This is a genomic window from Eubacteriaceae bacterium Marseille-Q4139, assembly GCA_018223415.1.
Lineage (GTDB): Bacteria > Bacillota > Clostridia > Lachnospirales > Lachnospiraceae > CABSIM01.
This window is the reverse complement of the sequence record JAGTTQ010000001.1, coordinates 1953508-1976952: the sequence shown is the minus strand read 5'-3', so window position 1 is coordinate 1976952 and position 23445 is coordinate 1953508. Positions and strand designations below refer to the sequence as shown.

13 protein-coding genes are annotated in these 23445 nt (G+C 47.1%); 4 read left to right on the top strand and 9 right to left on the bottom strand.

Translation table 11 applies throughout. From position 1 onward, the window contains the following. Position 1 precedes the first annotated feature (1 nt). The 4 genes from KE531_09395 to KE531_09380 are packed head-to-tail and all read right to left on the bottom strand — an operon-like array spanning position 2 to position 5336. Positions 2-997 (bottom strand): kinase, encoded by a 996-nt coding sequence (locus tag KE531_09395; GenBank protein ID MBR9953823.1) that lies wholly within the window; start codon positions 995-997, stop codon positions 2-4. Continuing rightward, a complete protein-coding gene (locus KE531_09390; protein ID MBR9953822.1) occupies positions 994-2313 on the bottom strand; it encodes an HAD-IIIA family hydrolase in 1320 nt (439 codons plus the stop codon). The genes KE531_09395 and KE531_09390 overlap by 4 nt, the downstream gene beginning before the upstream one ends. 12 nt (positions 2314-2325) lie before the next feature. Further along, entirely contained in the window at positions 2326-3729 is a 1404-nt protein-coding gene (locus tag KE531_09385; GenBank protein ID MBR9953821.1) for a sugar transferase, read from the bottom strand. Between the two features lie 23 nt (positions 3730-3752). Beyond that, a complete protein-coding gene (locus KE531_09380) occupies positions 3753-5336 on the bottom strand; it encodes an O-antigen ligase family protein (GenBank protein MBR9953820.1) in 1584 nt (527 codons plus the stop codon). Between the two features lie 521 nt (positions 5337-5857). Between KE531_09380 and KE531_09375 the strand changes: the two genes are divergently transcribed. Continuing rightward, entirely contained in the window at positions 5858-7453 is a 1596-nt protein-coding gene (locus KE531_09375) for a hypothetical protein (GenBank protein MBR9953819.1), read from the top strand. 385 nt (positions 7454-7838) lie between these two features. Then, positions 7839-8177 (top strand): sporulation initiation factor Spo0A C-terminal domain-containing protein, encoded by a 339-nt coding sequence (locus tag KE531_09370; protein MBR9953818.1) that lies wholly within the window; start codon positions 7839-7841, stop codon positions 8175-8177. A gap of 172 nt (positions 8178-8349) precedes the next feature. Here KE531_09370 and KE531_09365 read toward each other — a convergent pair whose 3' ends face one another. From KE531_09365 to KE531_09345, 5 genes are all read right to left on the bottom strand, one after another. Continuing rightward, on the bottom strand, positions 8350-9966 hold the full coding sequence (locus KE531_09365; GenBank protein ID MBR9953817.1) for a hypothetical protein: 1617 nt from the start codon (positions 9964-9966) through the stop codon (positions 8350-8352). Positions 9967-10557: 591 nt separating this feature from the next. After that, positions 10558-12384, bottom strand: coding sequence for a hypothetical protein (locus KE531_09360; GenBank protein MBR9953816.1), 1827 nt, complete (start codon positions 12382-12384; stop codon positions 10558-10560). 455 nt (positions 12385-12839) lie between these two features. Beyond that, positions 12840-14681, bottom strand: coding sequence for a hypothetical protein (locus KE531_09355; protein ID MBR9953815.1), 1842 nt, complete (start codon positions 14679-14681; stop codon positions 12840-12842). Positions 14682-15063: 382 nt separating this feature from the next. Beyond that, positions 15064-16872: a hypothetical protein gene (locus tag KE531_09350; GenBank protein ID MBR9953814.1), complete on the bottom strand. Its 1809-nt coding sequence runs from the start codon at positions 16870-16872 to the stop codon at positions 15064-15066. A gap of 400 nt (positions 16873-17272) precedes the next feature. Then, positions 17273-18820, bottom strand: coding sequence for a hypothetical protein (locus tag KE531_09345; protein ID MBR9953813.1), 1548 nt, complete (start codon positions 18818-18820; stop codon positions 17273-17275). A gap of 437 nt (positions 18821-19257) precedes the next feature. On the opposite strand from KE531_09345, the gene KE531_09340 reads away from it, so the two are divergent. Both KE531_09340 and KE531_09335 read left to right on the top strand, forming a co-directional pair. Beyond that, the gene (locus KE531_09340; GenBank protein MBR9953812.1) at positions 19258-21108 is read left to right on the top strand and encodes a phosphotransferase; all 1851 of its coding nucleotides are present in this window, start codon (positions 19258-19260) and stop codon (positions 21106-21108) included. A gap of 116 nt (positions 21109-21224) precedes the next feature. Further along, positions 21225-23429 carry a cell wall-binding protein gene (locus KE531_09335; GenBank protein MBR9953811.1) on the top strand — a complete coding sequence of 735 codons (2205 nt, stop codon included), beginning with the start codon at positions 21225-21227 and terminating at the stop codon, positions 23427-23429. Positions 23430-23445 lie beyond the last annotated feature (16 nt).

The following is a 23445-nucleotide window of genomic DNA, read 5'->3' as shown; positions in this document are numbered from 1 at the left end:
CTCATCTCTTCTCATATTCCTCCGGCGTATAATAAATCACCCGAGTCCCGCTGTTTTCAAACCGGAACGGCACATAAAGCAGATCCTCCATCGCCTGATGCACCGCCTCCCTCTTATCCTCTTCCACATAAAAAAGAAGGAAACCGCCTCCGCCGGCGCCGAGAAGCTTCCCGCCAAGAGCCCCCGCCTTCATTCCCCGGTCGTAGAGATCATCAATCGTCCCCGTGGAAATCTGGCTGGAAATCCCGCGCTTTAGCTTCCAGGTATAGTCCAGAAGCCGTCCAAACTCGTTAAGATCCGTCTTCGAAGTCAGGATCCGCTCCGCATCATCCACCAGCGAAAGCATCTCCAAAAGCTGCTTCTCCTTATCGGCCAGCGCCTTCTGGGTCGTCTCCTGAATATCCGAAGAAAACCTGGAAAAGCCGGTAAAAAACAGCATCAGATTCCTGTTTAGCTGCCGCTTCCGCTCCGGCGAAATAATCACCGGCTTCACCTCGTACCCCTCGGCATTAAAATTGATCCGGTTCAATCCGCCGAAAGCCGCCGCAATCTGATCCTGGATGCCGCCGCTCTCCTTGCAGAGCACCCGCTCCAGATAAATCGCCTCATCGGCCAGCTTCTTCTTATCGGCATACTTTCCCTTTAACGCATAAAACGCATTCAGCATCCCGACCGCAAACGACGAACTCGTCCCAAGCCCTGACCTGGCCGGCAGATCCGCCTCATAAGTCAGGCGCAGCTCATGCATGTCAAGAAACTTCATGGCCTCGCGGATGGCCGGATGCTTAATCTCCTCCACATCCACAACCCGCTCGATCTTAGAATACGAAAGCTCTGTTGCATAATCAAAAAAACGCGGCAAATGCCTGACATTGACATAACAATACTTGTCAAACGACGTCGAAATCACGGCGCCGCCATGCTCCCTGTAAAAATCCGGGAAATCCGTCCCGCCGCCAAAAAAAGACATTCTGAAAGGTGTCTGTGTAATAATCATGCTGCACCCCCATCACTCTCTGCCAAAATCATCTTCACGGCCTCCAAAACATCACGGCACACAAGATCCGGCTTTACATCATATTTCTTATCCCCGCCGGCCTCACCGGTGAGCACCAATGCCGTCCGCATCCCTGCGTTGATGCCGGTCTGGATATCCATGGTCGTATCGCCAACCATCCACGACTGCGAAAGGTCAATATGATACTTCTCTGCCGCCTCAAGAACCATCCCGATTTTCGGCTTCCTGCACTCACACGGAATCTTATAGGCAGGATTCTCCTCGGGATACCCCTTGTCGGGATGATGCGGGCAAAAGAACACATCATCCAGGTACACGCCTTCGCGTCCAAAAAGCGTCGCCATCTTCCGATGGATCCTCTCCACGTCCTCCATCTCACAAAGCCCGCGGGCCACCACCGGCTGGTTCGTCACCACAATCCCGAGACGCCCGGAACCGTTGATCAGGCGAACCGCCTCCGCCGCACATGGCTCCAGCTCAAAATCCTCTTCCCGGTACACAAGCCCGCGGTACTGGTTGAGCGTGCCGTCCCGGTCGAGAAAAATACATTTCTGCTTCTTTTTCAGACATTTCCCGGAAATAAAGCCCCGCTCAATGTCCTTTAAGGCCTGCGAAATCCTGTCCACAGTCCCCACGTCCTTCACATACTCCGGTGACCGGTAGCCAAAAACAGGCTCGCCCTCCTCAATCATGGCCTTTAAAATATCATTCTCCAGATTGCACTTTTCCGGCGCCTTCACGCGCTCGCAGATACTCTTCTCGAACACAAAAATGCCGGCATTCACACAGTTATCATACCAGTAATCCCGCGTATTATGCTTGGAATCAAACCGCACCGCCCGGTCATTTTCATCGAGAACCAAAAGATCCGAATCAAACGGATGGCCGTTGGGATGGACAAACAGCGTCGCCGCCGCCCCCTTCTCCTTATGGAACTGCACCATGCGCTCAAAATCCACATCAAAAAGCAGATCCCCGGACATCATAAGAAACGGCTCCTCCGCCAGCATCCCATTTAAATAGAAGAAAGAGCCCGCCGTCCCCAACGGTGTCTCTTCCAAAAAATACCGGATCCGGACGCCAAACTGCGCGCCGTCACCAAAAAACTCCTGAATCTTCTCGCCGAGATGCCCGATCACCATCACAATATCCGTGATCCCATTCTCCTTAAGCCTCTCCACCTGCCATAAAAGCAGCGGCTTTCCCGCCACCGGCACCATAGGCTTCGGAATCTCATCCCGCGTAAGCTCAGCCAACCTCGTCCCTTTGCCGCCTGCCATGATTACTGCCTGCATATCCAAAACTCCTTACAGATCCGACTTCAGTTTAATGTCCATTCTTGCCGCAGCCGCTTCCTGCTGTTCCAGCCGCTCATCATTCTCCATGACGCCCTCGGTGCTTTCCTTCATCAGCATAATTTTCGGCGTCATAATCATCAGCTTCAAATCCAGGAAAAACGAATAATTCCTGATGTAGGTCAAATCCAGCTTCAACTTGTCATAAGAAGTCGTATTGTACTTCCCGTAAATCTGGGCATAACCCGTAAGCCCCGCCTTCACCTTGAGGCGGTAAGCAAACTCCGGAAGCTCCTTTTCAATCTCCTCCGCCAGCTCCGGCCTCTCCGGCCGCGGCCCGACCACGGACATCTCGCCCTTCAAAATATTGATTAACTGCGGCAGCTCGTCTAACCTCGTGGCACGCAGAAAACGCCCCACCGGAAGAATCCTGTCGTCCTTCTCCGACGCCAGTCTGGCATGCCCGTCCTTTTCCGCATCCTGAATCATGGTGCGGAACTTATAAATCATGAACTCCTGCCGTCCCTTCGTGAGCCGAAGCTGCTTATAAAACACGGGGCCGCCGTCCGTCGCCTTAATGAGGAACGCAATCACCAGGAAAAACGGCGAGGAAACAATTAACCCCAGCACAGAAAAAATAATGTCCACGACACGCTTTCCAACCACCTGCTCAATCTTCAGATCCTCATTTCTGGAAAGCAGAAGCGGCGTGTCAAACAGGTTCAGATCATCGGAGCTGCGGTTAATCACATCCGAAATCTTTGGCACCGTGTACGTCCGGATTCCGCGTCCAAAACACTGCTTCAAAAGCTGGTTCCGCTCATGGGACGGAATATCCCCGATAATCACCGCATCATAATTCGGCGCCAGCTTCATGATCTCATCAAGCCCCTGGTTGAAGTGGATGATGTTTCCAATCTGATACTTATCCTCTCTCGTGCTGATCTTCTGCATCAGGTGGAACGCCGGCCGGTCTCCGTAAACCAGCAGCATGCGCCTCTGCGGGAACATCCTGCTGTAAAGGAACTGGAACAGGAATGCCCACATCACAGCCACAATGGCCTGCACCAGCGTCACCGTCCCCATAATCATGACCGAATGGAACTTCTTATCCAGCAGCGCGATCTGGAGATATGTAATCCCGTTCACCAGAACCAGAGAAAGAAGCTGCGAATAGATGACATTCCATTTTTTATAAAAGCCCACCTTGAACCCGCCGTACATCTGGTTAAAAAACAGGAACAGGATCATGTACACCGCAATCATCAGCCAGTTCCCCTTCCGCCAGAACGGAAATTCCATGATCCGGTTATAGTGATAAATCCAGACGTACCCGTAAATCGCAGATTCCAGCGCGACAATGACGGCAGAAGACAGAAATTTTATCACTCTTTTATACTGCGTGTAATCTCTCATTTCCATCAGTCCTTATCAAAAATCTACTGTCCGCTCTTCTCCCTGCAAAGCCCCATGGCAATAAAATTCAGGATAATCGGCATCGTAATCGGCAGATTGATGTTGACAACCGCCTGCACTGCATAAGCTGCGGCCACAAACATCACAGCCGCCACCTCCGGACGATCCTTCATTCTCCGGCAAAGCCCCACGATGGCAGAAATGAAAAATGTCAGATACGACGCAAGTCCCGCAATGCCCAGGGTCAGAAGATAATGGATGTACTCATTGTGGGCACTGTCATAAAGCACCGCCATGTTCCCCATGGTCTGTCCATCATAGTAATAGCGCATCGGAATGATAAAAAGATCCGGCCCGAAGCCAAACATCTTCTGCAAAAGCGAATACCTCTCATTATAAATCTCGAAAGAACGCCGCCAGACATATCCGCGCTCCGTCCCCCATTTGTCGTCAAACACCACATACGAACGGATCGCATCATACTTATCGGCATTCCCAGCCACATTCGCATCAAAAAACACAAACACAGCAGCAGCCACAACAACGGCAATCACACCGATCCAGACATAAATCAGCCACTTGCCCATGGTCTCCGAATCTCCGCCCTTTTTAATAAGAAGAAACGCAATCAGCCCCGTCACCGCCCAGACGCCGATCACAAGAACCGGCAGAACCGAAAGGCCGGCAATCAGGCTGAACACACCCTCAATGCCGAGAACCGTGTCCGCATACGCCCCATTGATCCAGTCAATGCACTGGATCACCGTAAAAAATACCGAAACCGAAATCATGTACCGACGAATCCCCGTCTTTGTCCGGAAAAGCAGGAGCGGCGAAAAGCCGAACAGCGCCGCCAGCGTCAGATACGCATTATCGCTTGTACCCATGACAAGGGCAAAACTGGAAAGCGCAAAATTCGCAAGATACCAGAACATCTTCTTTCTGTTCTTCTCCAGACAGAACAGGATCATCGAAACCACCAGAACAGCCCCGACATAAACCGTGTAAGTATTGATGTTTCCCAGAGAGGACACATAGATCCCCTTCTGCTCATCCAGCATGTTCACCTTAAAGCCCAGGATATCCATCTGGAAATAATCCGTAATTCCGAACAGGCAGACAAAAATGCCCGCCGCAAGGAAAGCATCCAGGTACCACTGCCTGAACCGGAAGAACCTGGTGACAAGAAAATACGCGATCAGATACAGCGTCATCAAAAACACGCCGTTATACCGGCCCATGGTTCCCCAGAAGCCGTCCCAGCGCCAGTCCGTACAAAGCAGCCAGGAAATCACATTGCTGAGCCAGAAGGCAATCATCCCCCAGTCCGTAACGCTGAGCCCCCTCACGAACGATCTGGCCTGGAAGCCTTTCACCCACGCCGCAATCTGTCCGCTCACAATTCCGTACCCCGCCATCACAACGGCCGCCACGATCACACAGCCGCTGTAAAACTGGTACTTCGTTTCAATAATATCAAAATACTTATTCCGCACCACCAGCGGAAACAAGCAAAGCACAACCAGAGTAAAAATCCCCATCAGCAGTGCCGCATTATCCGAGAAATTCCCCTGTGTGCTTTCCCGTTTCTTTATCCTGTTAGACATGTACTTTTCTCCTTATCCAGACTTGCCATAATTATTCTAGTATAGTATAACACCGATGCCGTTTATTCGCAACTTATCACTTTACATAAATCCATTCCAATTCTTTAAAAATTTATTAAAATTAGAAAAAGCTGCCGTCTGTGCCAGAGCCACGTTTTATGCTTTGTATTGCATAAATATGCATAATTTTCTTTGATTTTCCCCTTTTTATATGCCCTCCATCCCCTCAAAAATCCGTCGATTACCCCAATTTTACCCTCGCATTTCTGCCTGGAAATCTTAGGATTTTTGAGGAAAAAACTTATTTCCATGATTTTACATTTATGGGATTTAATGGTGATAACTTCCTATATTTTCAATTTTGTGTTCCACTTTTATCATTAAAATAAGCGCTATAATTCTATTAACCCCCACTTTTGTAAACAGCACCTATAAGTTTCTCTTATACGAAGTATAATGACCTCGTAATGCAATTAGGAATTTCAAAGAATTTCAAAAAGAAAAAGGAGAGTGCATTAACTATGAGAAAGCAGATGAAAATTGCTGCAGTTGTTTCTGCGGCAGCTCTGTTGGCATTAGGCACTTCCATCACTTCTTTCGCGGCCCAGAGAGGCACTTGGAAGTATGAGGATGGCGAGTGGTATTGCTACGACAGAAATGGCGATGTATATGAGAATGAATTCTGCCTGAGCAACGGCAAAGAATTCTATGTTGGTGATGATGGAATGCTGGTTCGTTCCAGCTGGGTTGAGTACGATGGGGATTACTACTTCGTAAACAGCGCCGGCGAGAAGATCACCAACGATTGGAGATTAACTTCCCCGTATGACGATGAAGATTCCGAAGAGCAGTGGTTCTACTTCCAGTCCAACGGTAAGAGAGCTGAGGGTAAAAAGCTCTTAATCAAGGGTAAAACCTATTTCTTCAACGATGACGGTGAAATGTTGACCGGATGGGTTCAGGAAAGCGGTGACACATGGGACGAAGGTTCCACGGACGATGTGAGAAATGTTGACACATATTACTGCGATGAGACCGGTGCCCGTCTTGAGTCCACATGGGTATATGATTATGCTCCGAGCGTAGATCGTGACGATGTAGGTGACGAGGATGAGTATCATTACTACCTGAAGAGTTCCGGAAAAGTTGCAACGAGAAAGCAGACAAACATCAAAGGCCAGACGTATTTCTTCGATGATGAAGGAAAAATGTTAAGCGGATGGGTCGCAAAGAAAACCGACAGTGACGCTTATGAAGAGATCTGGGAAAAAGACGATGATGACGGTGACGGCACCTTCGATGCAGCTCTTTCCGAGTACAACGATACGGATGTTTACTTCTGCGGCGACGAGGACGACGGCCACATGAAGAAAAACAAGTGGATCAAGCTCTGGAGCAATGAAGAGTACGGCGAAGAAGACGATGACAACGATGAGTACTGGTATTACATTGAGAAGAATGGTACTGTCTACATCCCGGAAAAATATGATTATACCGCCAATATCTATGACTTTGATGACGGCGAAGGTGACAACTTTGGCGAAAGATTCAGCACAGACAACTACGATGATGATAACTTCTATGCAACTGAGAAGAAGATCAACAGCAAGACCTACCTCTTTGATGCAAAGGGCCGTATGGTCAGTGGTTTAGTTAAGATCAATTCCACGGTTGACGCAGTTGCAAGTGACAGTGATGCAAGCGAGAAGGTAGAACATATGTACTATTACGGTGGCTCCAATGATGGCGACAGAAAAGACGGCTCCGTTTCCATCACGGATGACAGCGGTGAAAGCTATCGGTTCTACTTTGCAACTGAAAACAAACCTTCTGAAGGATACTACAATGCGGCTGGTATTACTGGCGCAAAGAGCGGTAAACTGTATGAAGATGGTTTCTTACTCAAGGCTAACGATTACAAGTACGAACTGAAGACCGTAAAGAATGATATCGAGGGAGAAGACGGAACTCTTTCCTTCATCGTAAATAAGAGCGGATCCATCCAGACATCTAAGAAGGAATATGAAGAGGATGATGATTTACTGTACGATGCAAGGGAAGCCGAATTCAGCAAGACAAAAGGTGTTGCTTACGGCAGCGTAAAAGGATTAAAATAGTTATTACCTTTGTTTTATCTGAAAGAAATTCTAATTGCAGCCACAGGCGGGAAGAAATTCCCGCCTGTTTTTATGCTCATTTTTAAGTGTGTTTTGGATTCCCTTTTAACTCTTGTAATTTTCATTGCTATTTATCATTTTTATTTTAATAATCTATTTAATTTTATGGCTATTAGGTGTATAATGAAATTGAAGAAGAATACAAATGATACTTGGCCGGAAAAATTGCAGCAAGTCTTCCGTGTCACATTTTAAAGACATGTATAAGCGAAGGGGTGGTTATCCTGATTGTCGATAAGTGTCGACGGATTTCGTTTTATGTCTGTGTAGTTTTAGTGTATAATATTTTATTATTATGGAAGAGGGGGAGCGCAAAATGGCTGAAATGTCCGTTCGATCAATTTTAAAACGTGCTGGTGCTACCAAACATTATTTAGGAATAGAATATCTGATTGAGGCCTTAAATATTATGGAGAAAGAGGGGAGTACCTTACCGCTGACGAACCTCTCAAAGTCTCTGTATCATGACATTGCTCAAAAATACTGCACTTCAAAACATTGTATTGAGCGTGATATCAGGACTTTAATCAACACTCTCTGGACAAAAGGCGACATTACTGTTTTGAATCAGATATTCCAGACGACATTAAAAAAGTGTCCGTCCAATAGCGAGTTCATTTATGCATTATGGCTTTACAGCCACAAAGAAGATACTAATAACTAGTGGTCTCGCTGCAATCGAAAAAGTATCATTTTGTTGCGGGAAGCAGGTGTGGGATGCGGGATGCGTTTCATGCCTGCTTTTCGTGGTGTGCCGAGGAAGCGTTGGATGGAAAAACAGGCGGGAATTTCTTCCCGCCTGTGGCTGCAATTAGAATTTCATCTTAACAGAATTACTAATTCTCAAACACGATATCTTCTGCACTTCCTGCAAAAACATTGTTATCATATTCCAGAAGGTCATCGAGAGATGCGAAGCTGCCTTCTTTTGCATCATCATCGCCATCATAGAATGCAGTGTTTACACTTCCGTCCGGATCGTCATCTTCGACTCTTGTTCTGATGAGAACGTCTCCGTCTTCACGATAAGAAGTGTTGCCGTCCTGAATGGAACCGCTCTGGTTTACAATGAAGTAGGCACCATCAACTTCTACAATCTCATATCTGTAATCTTCTGCCCGAACCATCATACCGTTGTAGTACAGCTTATTGCTCCTGTTTCCTGTATAACCAACGCCATCTCCGCCTTCCGATGCTCTCGTTCCGAAATAGAAACGATAGGATTCACCGGTGTTGTCAGAAATATTTACAGAACCCGTCTTCATGACGCCATCATTGGAGCTGCCAAGATAGTACATACCAGGTGTGAGATCATCATTCTGCTCTTCGATTCTGATGAATCCGGAGATCATCTCACCGTTGGAATTGAAGAAATAATCCTTGCCGTTGACTCTGTGCTTGATTACGCTGACAGGATCACCCTCTTCCAGTTTACCTTCACTGAAACTGTATTCATGGGCATTGGCCGCACTGGCAACATCATCTGCATCCGGAATAAACACTTCACCGTTTCTTGCTAAATAGAACCAGTACTGATCTTCGTCGTTATCCTGATCATACGCAAATTCTGTATTCCACAGTTTGATCCACTTATTTTTCTTAACGTGACCATCGTCTTCTGTACAATAGTAAACTTCTCCACCGCGGTCTGCGATTTCACTTAAAGGTACCCAATGGTCTTCATCATCATCCGTTCCCTGGATAACCTCATAAGCGTCACTGTTCGTCGCGGTCGTAGCAACCCAACCAGTCAGCATTCTTCCGTTTTCACCGAAAATATAACTCTGGCCGTTGATATTCGTCTGTCTTCTGGTAACCGGATGACCGCTGCTGTTAAGATAATAATAGTGAACCTCGTCATCCGAGCTTACATCTTCAGAATCTACATCTGGAGCATAATCTTCTACCCAGGTTCTTTCAAGGCGCGCACCGGTCTCATCGCAATAAGAGAAATGGGATCTTGTACTATGGGTGATATCAGAACCCGCTTCCTCATATGTATCGTCGTTTTCCTCAACCCAACCAGTCAACATCTCGCCGTCAGCATCAAAGAAATATGTCTTTCCTCTGATTGTCAGTTTTTTGTCTTCGGCCCTTCTTCCGTTAGCCTGGAAGTAGAACCACTGCTCATCTGCATCTTCATCATCATACGGAGCTGTAAGTCTCCAGTCGTTGGTGATTTTTTCCCCTGCACTGTTTACGAAGTAGTAATCCCCATCGTACTCAACCCAGCTGGAACGCACCAACGCGCCGTCATCGCCAACATAAAACTCCCTGCCGTTGCTCAGGCAGAATTCATTCTCATATACATCGCCATTTCTGTCGTAGCAGTACCACTCGCCATCCTCATACTTCCAAGTGCCTCTCTGGGCAGCGAAAGAAGTGATGGAAGCGCCTAATGCCAACAGAGCTGCCGCAGAAACAACCGCAGCAATTTTCATCTGCTTTCTCATAGTTAATGCACTCTCCTTTTTCTTTTTGAAATTCTTTGAAATTCCTAATTGCATTACGAGGTCATTATACTTCGTATAAGAGAAACTACCCGGAAAGCAGTAGAAATGGCCTTTATGAGGCGTATAGAAGGTCTGAAAGGCATTTGAGAAGTGGGGATGGCATAAAGTTTCACAGATGTTTATAGCTCGGAGGTCATTTTGCCACAGCAGGAATGAAGACATCCCATGTTTTGTGCCCGAAAAAGTGTTACTTAAAGAGGGGACAATAACGACAAATAAAGTTATATTAACAAATATTCCCGCAGCGACCATCAGAGACGCTGCGGGAATATTTGTCGTTACACTGCTTGCCTTTCTCGGCCAAAAAAACAAGTATAAATAAAATTGTCTATCCCGTCTGCACACAGGATGGGAACACCTGCAAAAGTGTAAAACCTAAATGCAACACACCTGCTTTTGGAGTGGGTGCTTTCTTTAGATTTATTATAGCGATTTGGGGTTATAAAGACAATACATTTTAGAAAAACAGGCGAGAATTTCTTCCCGCCTGCCGTTGCAATTAGAATTTCACATGGATGAAATCAGCCACTATTATTTGCGAACGATGTCTTCTGCTTTTCCGGCATCAACACTAGCGTCATGTTCTAATAATTCGCCGAGAGAATTAAAACTATGCTCAAACTCTTTGCCATTGACACTGCTATCGTTGAACTTAGTATCTGTTTCACCATTTCCATCAGCCTTAGTTCTGATGAGAACTTCGCCATCCTCTTTATAGGAGGTATTGCTGTGCTGAATAGAACCGCTCTGATTTACAATGAAATAGTAGCCGCTAATTTCGACAATTTCATATCTATAATCTTTTGCCGTAACAAGCATACCATCATAGTATAATTTGCCACTCTTGTTTCCCGTATAACCAACACCCTTACCAGCGCCGTCGGAATCTTTCGTTCCAAAATAGAAGCGGATGGATTCACCAGTATCATCAGCAACGCTTATAGAGCCAGTCTTCATAACGCCATCATCAGAACCGCCCAGATAGTACATACCGGTAGGAACCTCGTTATTGCCATTGTTGTTTTCAACATCAACAAACTTGGTTACAAGTTCACCGTATAAATTGAAGAAATAATCCTTGCCATTGATTCTCTTCTGGGCAACAGTGAGAGGACTGCCGTTTTTAACAAGCTTACCTTCTTCCAGTTTGTACTTCTGTACATCTACCTGTACATTAGAAACAGTTGGAATATAAACATCACCGTTCTTGTTTAAATAGAACCAATACTGATCATTGTCCTCATCTTCGTCGTAAGCATCTTCTGTATTCCAAAGCTTGATCCACTTATTTTTCTTTACATGGCCATCTTCTGGTGTACAATAGTATGCCTTTCCACCACGACCTGCGACTACATCCAGTCTTGTTGTTACGCCATCATCCTCAGTTGCCTGGATGACCTCATATGAGTTGCTGTTAGTTGCCGTAGTACCAACCCAACCAGTCAGCATTCTTCCATCATCACCGAAAATGTACGTCTGACCATTGATATTGGTCTGTTTACGCGTAACCGGATTTCCGCTGGAATTGAGATAGTAGTAATGCTCTTCATCATCAGAGCTGACATCCTCTGTATCTACATCAGGTGCGTAATCCTCAACCCAGACCTTTTCAAGACGGGCACCAGTCTCGTCGCAATAGAAGAAGGTTTTCTTCGTTCCATCTGTAATATCAGAGCTTGCTTTGTCATATGTACCGTTGGTTTCCTCAATCCAACCAGTCAGCATATTTCCCTCGTTACCGAAGAAATAGGTTTTTCCTTTAACAGTAAGCTTTTTATTTTCTGCTCTTTTACCAGTAGACTGGAAATAGAACCATTCTTCCTCTGCACTCTCATCTTCGTAAGGAGTTGTAAGTCTCCAGTCGTTGGTGATTTTCTCACCAGCACTGTTTACAAAATAATAGTTGTTGTCGTACTCAACCCAGCTGGAACGAACCAGAGCGCCGTCGTCGCCAACATAAAACTCTTTGCCATTGCTCAGGCAGAAGGTATTCTCATACACATCGCCATTCTTGTCGTAGCAATACCACTCGCCATCCTCATACTTCCAGGTACCCTTCTGGGCAGCGAAAGAAGTGATGGAAGCGCCTAATGCCAACAGAGCTGCCGCAGAAACAACCGCAGCAATTTTCATCTGCTTTCTCATAGTTAATGCACTCTCCTTTTTCTTTTTGAAATTCTTTGAAATTCCTAATTGCATTACGAGGTCATTATACTTCGTATAAGAGAAACTACCCGGAAAGCAGTAGAAATGGCCTTTATGAGGCGTATGGAAGGCCAGAAGGGCATTTGAGAAGTGGGGATGGCATAAAATTGCACGGATGTTTATACCGGAGAAGCTGTTTTGAAAGGAATTCATTGTCGAATCTCCTCGAAAAACGACATTGCCAGCCCCTTCCATCCATGGTACAATGAAACCAGGAAAGCACTCATGACAGGAGTGGATGCCTCCACTTTTTTGTACCCGCAAGGGAATACATAAGAGGGGAGGTGGTGTCAATGACAGCGTACGAGATTCTCTCGACAATCCAGGACGCGGCAGCCTTTTTGGTTTCCGTAGAGATCTTTGTCGTTACACTGCTTGCCTTTCTCGATCAGAGGAACAAGCATAAATAAAATGCCCACCCTGTCTGCCAACAGAGTGGGCGGTGTCCGATAGGACACTGAACTTCTTGTGAGGCATCCACTTTTGGAGTGGGTGATTTCTTTATCTTTATTATAACGACTATTCCAAATAAAAGCAATACATTTTGAAAAAACAGGCGGGAATTTCTTCCCGCCTGTCGCTGCAATTAGAATTTCTTCTCGCAAAAATTATCTGTAAAGCGCCGTAGCACCTTCTACGCTTCCATAAGCAGCACCCTTATTTGTGCTTTCTTTATGGAATACAGCACCTTCGGTATTGATGAGTAAATCATCATCCTCTTCGTACTTCTTATCAGATGTCTGGATAGAACCGCTGGAGTTAATGATGAAGGAAAGTTCTTTGTCAACACCATCAATCTTAGCAGTTACATCTTTAAGCTCATACTTATAATCATTAGCCTTTACCAGGAAGCCATGATCATACAGCTTGCCGCTCTTGGCACCGGTAATACCAGCTGCATTATAGTATCCCTGGCCGGGCTTATTCTCGGTTGAGAAGTAGAATCTATAAGACTCACCCGCATCATCCTTAATGGAAAGAGAACCATCTTTTCTGTCACCTTCGTCAGATCCGCCATAGTAATACATTAAACCATCGCTGTCCATAACGAACTTGCTGACCATCTGACCATTCTCATCAAATAAGTATGTCTTACCGTTGATCTTCTTCTCAGTAACCTTAACGGTTTTATCCTCCTCGAAGACATCGCCGAGAACCTTCTCACCCTCACCGTCAATAAATTTATATTTGGTCATTTCTTTAGCATTACCTGCGGACGGGATATACACTTCACCATTCTTTTCGATATAGAACCAGTATTTATCCTCATCATCGTCTTCCAGGCCATACATCTTATTATTCCACAGCTTAATCCATTTGTTTTTCTTCATATGTCCGTCATCTTCGTCGCCGCAGAAATAAACACTGTCATCAGATAATGCTGCGAGGTTAAGCTCTGTATATTCTTCGTCATCTTTCCAGATCTCAACATATCCAGCATCGCTGTCTGTCTTTGCTACCCAACCGGATAACATTTTTCCAGTATTATCAAAGAAATAGGTCTGGCCTTTGATATTGGACTGTTTGCCCGTAGCAACTTTTCCGGAACTCTTCAGGTAATAATAATGCTCATCCTCATCACCCGAATCATCACGGTCTACACTCGGTGCATAGTCATATACCCAAGTAGATTCCAGACGGGCACCTGTCTCATCACAGTAGTATGTATCCGTGTTCTTGACATCGTCTGTGGAACCTTCATCCCAGGTGTCACCGCTTTCCTGAACCCATCCGGTTAACATTTCGCCTTCGTCGTTAAAGAAATAGGTCTTACCCTTAATTAAAAGCTTTTTACCCTCGGCTCTCTTACCAGAGGACTGGAAATAGAACCACTGTTCTTCAGCGTTCTCATCATCATACGGACTTGTAAGTCTCCAGTCGTTGGTGATTTTCTCACCAGCGCTGTTTACGAAGTAGTAATCCCCGTCGGACTCAACCCAGCTGGAACGAACCATCATCCCGTCGTCGCCAACGTAAAATTCTTTACCATTGCTCAGGCAGAAGGTATTCTCATACACATCGCCATTCTTGTCGTAGCAGTACCACTCGCCATCCTCATACTTCCAGGTGCCTTTGCTGGCAGCGAAAGAAGTGATGGAAGCGCCTAATGCCAACAGAGCTGCCGCAGAAACAACCGCAGCAATTTTCATCTGCTTTCTCATAGTTAATGCACTCTCCTTTTTCTTTTTGAAATTCTTTGAAATTCCTAATTGCATTACGAGGTCATTATACTTCGTATAAGAGAAACTACCCGGAAAGCAGTAGAAATGGCTTTTATGGGGCGTATGGAAGGTCAGAAGGGCATTTGAAAAGTGGGAATGGCATAAAATTGCACGGATGTTTATACCGGAGAAGCCGTTTTGAAGGGAATTTATTGTCGAACCTTCTCGAAAAACGACATTGCCAGCGTCTTCCATCCATGGTACAATGAAATCCAGGAAAGCACTCATGACAGGAGTGGATACCTCCGCTTTTTGTACCCGCAAGGGAATACATAAGAGGGGAGGTGGTGTCAATGACAGCGTACGAGATTCTCTCGACAATCCAGGACACGGCAGCCTTTTTGGTTTCCGTAGGGATCTTTGTCGTTACACTGCTTGCCTTTCTCGATCAGAGGAACAAGCATAAATAAAATGCCCACCCTGTCTGCCAACAGAGTGGGCTACGCCATAACAGGCGTATAAAACCATTCAGGAGGCATCCACTTTTGGAGTGGGTGCTTTCTTTAGCTTCATTATAGCGATTATCCAAAATAAAAGCAATACATTTTGAAAAAACAGGCGGGAATTTCTTCCCGCCTGCCGTTGCAATTAGAATTTCATACGGATGAAATTATTTATTATAGACATAATCCTCGGCATCGATTACGTTCGTATTGCTGGAGCTAACAGCGCCTACCGGAATGCTGTCATTCGTTGCATCCTTGGAGTTTTCAAATACAACGGACTTATCGGAGCAATCAATTAAAGTATCTCCATCTTCCTTGTACTCAGTATTTCTGCTCTGGATGGAACCGCTCTGGTTAACGATGAACCAACGTCCACCAACCTCAGCAATCTCATATCTGTAATCTTCTGCCTTAATCAGCATACCATCATAATACAGTTTTCCACTCTTATTGCCGGTAACGCCTTTGCCCTTGTCATTGCCGCTGGTCTCAAAGTAGAATCTGTAAGTATCATCTACGTCATCTTTAATGCTCTGGGAACCAGTCTTGATGATACCGTCATCAGAACCGCCGAGATAATACATACCATTATTATACTTTAAGAATCCGCTGAGCATCTCACCATTTTCATTGAAGAGATAATCTTTTCCGTTAATCTTCTTCTCAGAAATGGAAACGTTTTCTGTATCAACAGCTAACTGACCTTCTTCAAATTTATACTTCGTTCCTGTTGCATTGCTTTCGGAAGGAATATAAACTTCACCGCTCTTGTTCAGGTAGAACCACTTCTTGCCGTTATCCTCATCCTCATCATAAGCATGCTCCGGCTTCCAAAGCTTGATCCATTTATTTTTCTTTACATGGCCATCTTCCGGAGTACAGTAATATGCCTTCATGCCCTGGTCTGCAACATTTGCCAACTCAACAAAATAATCTTCGTTGTCGTCGCTGCCCTGGATAGAATAGTATGCATCGTTATCGGACTCAGCAACCCAACCAGTCAGCATCTTGCCTTCTTCGTCAAAGAAGTAGGTCTGTCCATTGATGTTGGATGCCTTGCCAGTCTGGATTTTGCCGTTGCTCTTTAAATAGAACCAGTGCTCTTCCTCATTGGAATCATCGTCTTCTACTCCAGGAGCATAATCCCAAACCCATGCCTTTGTAAGGCGGGCGCCAGTTTCGTCACAGTAATATGTATTGGCAACACCTGTATCCGTAGCCTCTACATAGTCATCTCCGGACTCCTGAACCCAACCAGTTAACATCTTACCGTCTGTATCAAAGAAATAGGTTTTTCCCTTAACAGTCAGCTTCTTATTGGTAGCCATCTTACCATTGGACTGGAAGAAGAACCACTGCTCCTCTGCGCTGTCATCATCATACGGAGTCGTAAGTCTCCAATCGTTGGTGATCTTCTGGCCGGCGCTGTTTACGAAGTAGTAATCCCCATCGTACTCAACCCAGCTGGAGCGAACCATTGCACCGTCGTCTCCAACGTAGAACTCTTTGCCATTGCTCAGGCAGAAGGTATTCTCATATACATAGCCATCTTTGTCGTAGCAATACCACTCGCCATCCTCATACTTCCAGGTGCCCTTGCTGGCAGCGAAAGAAGTGATGGAAGCGCCTAATGCCAACAGAGCTGCCGCAGAAACAACCGCAGCAATTTTCATCTGCTTTCTCATAGTTAATGCACTCTCCTTTTTCTTTTTGAAATTCTTTGAAATTCCTAATTGCATTACGAGGTCATTATACTTCGTATAAGAGAAACTACCCGGAAAGCAGTAGAAATGGCCTTTATGAGGCGTATAGAAGGCCAGAAGGGTATTTGAGAAGTGGGGATGGCATAAAATTGCACGGATGTTTATACCGGAGAAGCTGTTTTGAAGGGAATTCATTGTCGAATCCCCTTGAAAAACATCATTGCCAGCCCTTTCCATCCATGGTAAAATGAAACTCAGGAAAGCACTCATGACAGGAGTGGATGCCTCCACTTTTTTGTACCCGCAAGGGAATACATAAGAGGGGAGGTGGTGTCAATGACAGCGTACGAGATTCTCTCGACAATCCAGGACGCGGCGGCCTTTTTGGTTTCCGTAGGGATCTTTGTCGTTACACTGCTTGCCTTTCTCGATCAGAGAAACAAGCATAAATAAAATGCCCACCCTGTCTGCCAACAGAGTGGGCGGTGTCCGATAGGACACTAAAACACTTATGTGAGGCATCCACTTTTGGAGTGGGTGCTTTCTTTATCTTTATTATAATGATTATTCCAAATAAAAGCAATACATTTTGAAAAAACAGGCGGGAATTTCTTCCCGCCTGCCGCTGCAATTAGAATTTCTTTTCAGAAATCATATTACGTCTGTAATATTAGTTTAATCCTGTTACGCTGTTCTTCTTTGCACCCTTAGTAGAGTTGAAGGTAGCATTCGTAGCATCAATCAGAACTTCGTCATCCTCTTCGTACTCCTTGGTGGAGGACTGAATGGAACCACTCTGGTTGATGATGAATGTGCAGGTATCACCAGCAATCTCTACATCGTAAGTCTCATACTTATCATTCTTTGCCTTGATAAGGAAGCCATTCTCATAGAGCTTGCCGTTCTTGTTGCCGTTTACACCAGCGCCATCGTAGTAGAATTCATCTGCATCTGTGGAGCTGGAGAAGTAGAATCTGTATGTCTCACCGCTGTCATCAGCAATGCTTACAGAACCCTCTTCCATAACGCCGTCATCAGAACCGCCGTAGTAGTACATTAAACCAGTAGCTTCGTCCTTAACGAACTTGCTGATCATCTGGCCGTTTGCATCAAATAAGTAGGTCTTGCCATTGATTTTCTTCTCAATAGCTTTTACGGAGTTGCCGTTGTTCTTTGCCTCGAAGATTTCACCGAAGGACTCGCCCTCACCGTCAATGAAGCTGTACTTAACAACATCCATAGCAGAGGCATCGTTCATGGACGGAACGTAAACCTTACCGCTCTTCTCAAGATAGAACCAATACTTATCGTTGTCATCGTCGTTCTCGCCGAAGTCTACGTTGTTCCACAGCTTCACCCATTTGTTCTTCTTCATGTGGCCGTCTTCCTCGTCACAGAAGTAAACATCTGCGCCTGCTAATGCAGAGCTGCTCAGGGAATCACCGTATGTACCGTCGGTATCTGCGTCGTCTTCCCAGATCATCTCATAGTTGCTGTCGGTCTTAGCAACCCATCCTGTTAACATCTGGCCGTTTACGCCAAAGAAGTAGGTCTGGCCATTGATGTTGGAAGCTTTGCCAGTCTGAACAACACCAGAGCTCTTCAGGTAATACCAGTGAAGGTCATCCGTGTCAGCATCCTCATCGTCAACTTCCGGAGCCCAGGTCTCTACCCAAGCCTTCTCAAGACGTGCACCTGTCTCATCACAGTAGTAGGTGTAACCATCGGTATCCTCTGTGATGTCGGCCTCGCCCTCTTCATATTCATCACCATTCTTCTGTACCCAGCCAGTCAGCATAGTGCCCTCGCTGTCGAAGAAATAGGTTTTTCCTTTGATTACCAGCTTCTTGTTCTCAGCTCTCTTACCAGAGGACTGGAAGTAGAACCACTGCTCTTCAGCGTCCTCGTCATCATACGGAGTCGTAAGTCTCCAGTCGTTGGTGATCTTCTGTCCGGCGCTGTTTACGAAGTAGTAATCCCCATCGTACTCAACCCAGCTGGAACGAACCATCATTCCGTCGTCGCCAACATAAAATTCTTTGCCATTGCTCAGGCAGAAGGTATTCTCATACACATCGCCATTTCTGTCATAGCAGTACCACTCGCCATCCTCATACTTCCAGGTGCCCGTCTGGGCAGCGAAAGAAGTGATGGAAGCGCCTAATGCCAACAGAGCTGCCGCAGAAACAACCGCAGCAATTTTCATCTGCTTTCTCATAGTTAATGCACTCTCCTTTTTCTTTTTGAAATTCTTTGAAATTCCTAATTGCATTACGAGGTCATTATACTTCGTATAAGAGAAATTATCAATAGTTTTTTGCAAATTTTGATGATTTTGCTGTTTGAGGCTATTTCTAGCTTTCCCTTACCTCGGTTCCTGTACCTCGGATACAAATGCATTATAATACATATTCTTAAGAAATTCCATAACTTTTCTCTGTTCATTTTCTTACATAATCTTTACATTTCTTCAGAATTACGTCAGAATTGTACAAATCCGCATACAATCGTGTTTTCTGCCCCTTGTTTTCCCAGTTTTTTATGTTATAATGTTCATATCTTTTTTGTTTTTACTCTTTTTGAACGCTCTTTCTGCGGTTTTTCGGCCGGATTCAAAGGGCGGAACGGAAAAAATGTTTACGGGAGGCCATAACCATGGATCGCTATAAATTATTATGCAGAAACATTTATGAGAACCATTCTCTGACCCAGAGGGAGCTGGCGGCCGCCATGAAGCTTTCTCTCGGCACCTGCAACCATCTCGTCCGGGAATGCCAGGAGAAGGAGCTGATCTCCTTTGACGCTTCTCAGGGAACTTATACTTTATTAAAGAAAGGACAGAAACTCTTAGACTCCTGCCGGGTGGACGGAGCCGTCATTCTCGCGGCCGGCTTCGGCTCACGCTTTGTGCCGCTTACCTTTGAAACGCCCAAGGGGCTTCTCGAGGTCTTCGGCGAGAGGATGATTGAGCGGCAGATCCGCCAGCTCCACGAAGCCGGCATTACCGACATTACCATCGCTGTCGGCTACCTGAAGGAGAAATTTGAATATCTCATCGACAAATACCAGGTAAAGCTCCTTTATAATCCGGAATACAGCAGCAAGAATACCATCTCCACCGTCTACCATGCCAGGGACTGTTTTAAAGGCAGGAACGTCTACCTTCTCTCCTCTGACAACTGGCTCCGCGAGAACATGTACCACGCCTATGAGTGCGGCGCATGGTACTCTTCTGTTTATATGGAAGGCAAAACATCGGAGTGGTGCATGGATTTTAATAAGAAAGGACGCATCACGCGAGTACAGGTCGGCGGCGCCGATTCCTGGGTCATGTACGGGCCGGCTTATTTTTCCAGAGAATTCTCCGACCTCTTTTTCCCTGCCCTCGAGGCGTACTACCATACCCCCGGTACGGAGCAGATGTACTGGGAGCAGGTTCTCCTTGACCTCATCAACGGCACGGTTCATGAACATCTCCCCGGGCGCCCGGATTTTCCTGCGCCGGAGATGGACGGGAACATGCAGCCGGACGGCCAGGTCTACGAATTTGAGAATCTGGAGGAACTCCGCGGCTTCGACAGCCGCTACCGCGACCATTCCAACAACGAGGCCATGGAACTTATTTCCCGCGTCCTCGCTGTCCCGGAGTCAGAAATCCGGGAGATTAGCTGCTTAAAGACGGGCATGACAAACAAATCGTTCCTGTTTAAGGTTCATGGGAATCACTACATTTGCCGGATCCCTGGCCCGGGAACGGGGCTTCTCATAAACCGCAAACAGGAAAAAAATGTCTATGACACGGTTCAGGGGCTCGGCATCACCGACCGGGTGCTTTACATGGACGGGGAGTCCGGCTACAAAATTTCCGAATACTATGAGGGGGCGCATGTGGCTGATCCGAAAAACTGGGACGAAGTGTCCCGGTGCATGGAGCTTCTCCGAAAACTCCATGGCTCTTATATCCGCGTCGGCCACACGTTTGACATCCGGGAGCGGATCGGCTTTTATGAATCCCTGTGTGCCGGCTATGAGCGGGAGCTTTTCGAGGATTACCCGGAGATCCGCAGCCATGCCGAGGAGCTTTTGAACCTGCTGGACCGGTTAAACCGCCCGAAGGTGCTCTCCCACATTGACAGCGTCTGCGACAACTTCCTCTTTCTCCCCGACGGGAGCTTGCGGCTCATCGACTGGGAGTATGCCGGCATGTGCGATCCGCTGATCGACGTCAGCATGTGCGCCATTTATTCTTATTATAATGAAGCGGAAGCTGATACGCTGCTTCATATTTATCTTGGGCGGGAGGCTCAGACGGAAGAGCGGAAAGTCTTCTGGGCTTATATGGCGCTCGGCGGCTTCCTCTGGGCACTCTGGGCCATTTATAAGAGCAGCGTCGGCGAGGAATTCGGCGACTACACGATCCGGATGTACCGGTATGCGAAAACTTACTACAAAAAAATCCGGGAAATGGAGAATTCTGGGAAATCCCCGCTGGAAACGGAGATTTAATCCGCATTTCTGCATAATTGTAATAATTTTGTCAGGACTATTGTCAAATTTTATGTTATACTGGAAAAAACGAGCCTTTATGGCAAATTCAGGAACGAAGGAAAAGGGGGATTTTTATGGTACATAGGAAACGGTTCGCGGCTGCTTTCCTGAGCCTGTCTCTCGCTTTCACCGCATTGGGCCCGGTGATGCAGTCCCCGGCTGCCGCATGGGAGAAGACGGCTTCCGGCGGATATGAGAGCAGCGACGGCTCTGTCCTGACCGGGATCGTGGCGAGGGGGATTGATGTGTCCCACTGGAAACAGACTATCGACTGGAACGCAGTGGCGCGCGACGACGTCCAGTTCGTCATGCTCGGGACAAGGTACGACAATGCTGTCGATCCATACTTCCATGTAAACGCCCAGGGCGCTTACAATGCAGGCCTCAAGGTGGGCGCCTACATATATTCCTACGCCACGACGACAGCGGCGGCGGAACAGGAAGCAAACTTTGTGCTGAACCTGATTAAAAATTATCCGATCTCCTATCCGGTCGTCATGGATGTGGAGTCCACGGAGATGAGCGGCCTGACGCCCGCACAGCTTGCAGACGTCATCAACGCCTTCTGCGCGAAGATCGAAAATGCCGGCTATTATCCGATGGTTTACACCAACGAATACTGGCTGACGAGCAAAATCGACATGACGAAGGTACATTACGATGTGTGGGTGGCAAGGTACAATGAAAGGCCGAGCTATTCCGGCGCCGCCATGTGGCAGGCTACCAACAAGGGCAGCATCAATGGAATCTCCGGCGATGTGGACATCAATTTTGCCCTGAAAAACTTTTCCGACAAACTGCCGGCTGACCGCTGGCGGCTGATTGACGGGAACTGGTATTATTATAAGAACTATGTAATGCAGACCGGGTGGGTCAATGACGGCCAGAGCTGGTACTACATGAACCAGGACGGCACACAGTACAAGGGCTGGCTGCTGCTCGACAACAGCTACTACTATCTGCTGCCGAAGACAGGCCAGATGCAGACCGGATGGATCCAGGTGGACGGCAAGTGGTATTACATGAATTCCGACGGCCGCATGGCAAACGAATGGGTGCAGGTGGACGGCAAATGGTACTATCTGCTGGACGGCGCCATGGTAACCGGGTGGCTCAGAATCGGCGATACCTATTATTATCTGAAGAGCGACGGCGCCATGGCGACGGGATGGCGGTACATGGACAACGCCTACTATTATTTCAACACGGACGGAACGCTCGTGCGCGGCTGGGCTGACATTGACGGCAAGCGGTATTTCTTAAAGACCGACGGAACCATGGTGACGGGATGGCAGGTCATCGACGGCGTTCAGTATTACTTTGATTCCAGCGGCGCCATGGGAACGAAGTGGCAGCAGATCGACGGAAGCTGGTACTATTTTGATGATGCAGGAAAGATGGTGACGGGCTGGATTCAGGTGGACGGACGGTACTATTACCTGCACACCGACGGTAAGATGGTAACGGGCTGGCAGAGCGACGGCACCAACAAGTATTACATGGACACGTCCTCCGGCAAGATGGCCGTGGGCTGGAAGCAGATTGACGGCTACTGGTACTATTTCAATACGTCGGGCCATATGATTATCGGCTGGCTGAACGACGGCGGGAAGTATTACTACCTTGACCCGTCCACGGGACGCATGGCTGCCAACGGCTCCCTTGTGATCAACAACGTCAATTATACCTTCAACGCGGACGGTGTCTGCCAGAATGAGGCGTCCGCCATCGACGGCGGCTCGGCCGGAAGCGTATATTCTTCCCCGACAGGGAACTCGTCCGGAAATTCCGTGACGAACGTGACGACTCCGGGCACCTCGACGCCGGGTACCACCGGGACGGTCACGGGGAATTCTTCCGTGACAAACGGCGGCGTGACGACACCGGGCGGGAGCAATGTGACAACGCCTGGAAATTCGTCGTCTCCTGGAAACAATGTGACGGTTCCGGGCAGTTCATCGTCCTCCGGAAACAATGTGACAGTTCCGGGCAGTTCGACAACGCCGGGAAGCAGCACCGGCAACAATTCCGGCTATATCAGCTCGCCTGGAAACTCCGGAAATACAGGCACGCCGGGTTCTTCCTACAACTCCGGCTATACGAATACTCCTGGTTCCTCCTATAACTCCGGTTATGCCAACACCCCGGGCTCCTCTTATAACTCCGGTTATGCCAACTCCCCGGGTTCTTCCTATAACTCCGGCACAAGCTCCTCGCCGGATGTCTCCTACAATACCTCCGATGGGCTCCGGGAGTTCCAGACGGGAGGGCCGAAGTAAGACAGAGAAATCAGCT

What these genes read in the sequence shown, in the direction of transcription:
- KE531_09395 (MBR9953823.1), bottom strand. Translation starts at nt 997, where the DNA reads ATGATTATTACACAGACACCTTTCAGAATGTCTTTTTTTGGCGGCGGG.
- KE531_09390 (MBR9953822.1), bottom strand. Translation starts at nt 2,313, where the DNA reads ATGCAGGCAGTAATCATGGCAGGCGGCAAAGGGACGAGGTTGGCTGAG.
- KE531_09385 (MBR9953821.1), bottom strand. Translation starts at nt 3,729, where the DNA reads ATGAGAGATTACACGCAGTATAAAAGAGTGATAAAATTTCTGTCTTCT.
- KE531_09380 (MBR9953820.1), bottom strand. Translation starts at nt 5,336, where the DNA reads ATGTCTAACAGGATAAAGAAACGGGAAAGCACACAGGGGAATTTCTCG.
- KE531_09375 (MBR9953819.1), top strand. Translation starts at nt 5,858, where the DNA reads ATGAGAAAGCAGATGAAAATTGCTGCAGTTGTTTCTGCGGCAGCTCTG.
- KE531_09370 (MBR9953818.1), top strand. Translation starts at nt 7,839, where the DNA reads ATGTCCGTTCGATCAATTTTAAAACGTGCTGGTGCTACCAAACATTAT.
- KE531_09365 (MBR9953817.1), bottom strand. Translation starts at nt 9,966, where the DNA reads ATGAGAAAGCAGATGAAAATTGCTGCGGTTGTTTCTGCGGCAGCTCTG.
- KE531_09360 (MBR9953816.1), bottom strand. Translation starts at nt 12,384, where the DNA reads ATGAATTCCTTTCAAAACAGCTTCTCCGGTATAAACATCCGTGCAATT.
- KE531_09355 (MBR9953815.1), bottom strand. Translation starts at nt 14,681, where the DNA reads ATGAGTGCTTTCCTGGATTTCATTGTACCATGGATGGAAGACGCTGGC.
- KE531_09350 (MBR9953814.1), bottom strand. Translation starts at nt 16,872, where the DNA reads ATGAGTGCTTTCCTGAGTTTCATTTTACCATGGATGGAAAGGGCTGGC.
- KE531_09345 (MBR9953813.1), bottom strand. Translation starts at nt 18,820, where the DNA reads ATGAGAAAGCAGATGAAAATTGCTGCGGTTGTTTCTGCGGCAGCTCTG.
- KE531_09340 (MBR9953812.1), top strand. Translation starts at nt 19,258, where the DNA reads ATGGATCGCTATAAATTATTATGCAGAAACATTTATGAGAACCATTCT.
- KE531_09335 (MBR9953811.1), top strand. Translation starts at nt 21,225, where the DNA reads ATGGTACATAGGAAACGGTTCGCGGCTGCTTTCCTGAGCCTGTCTCTC.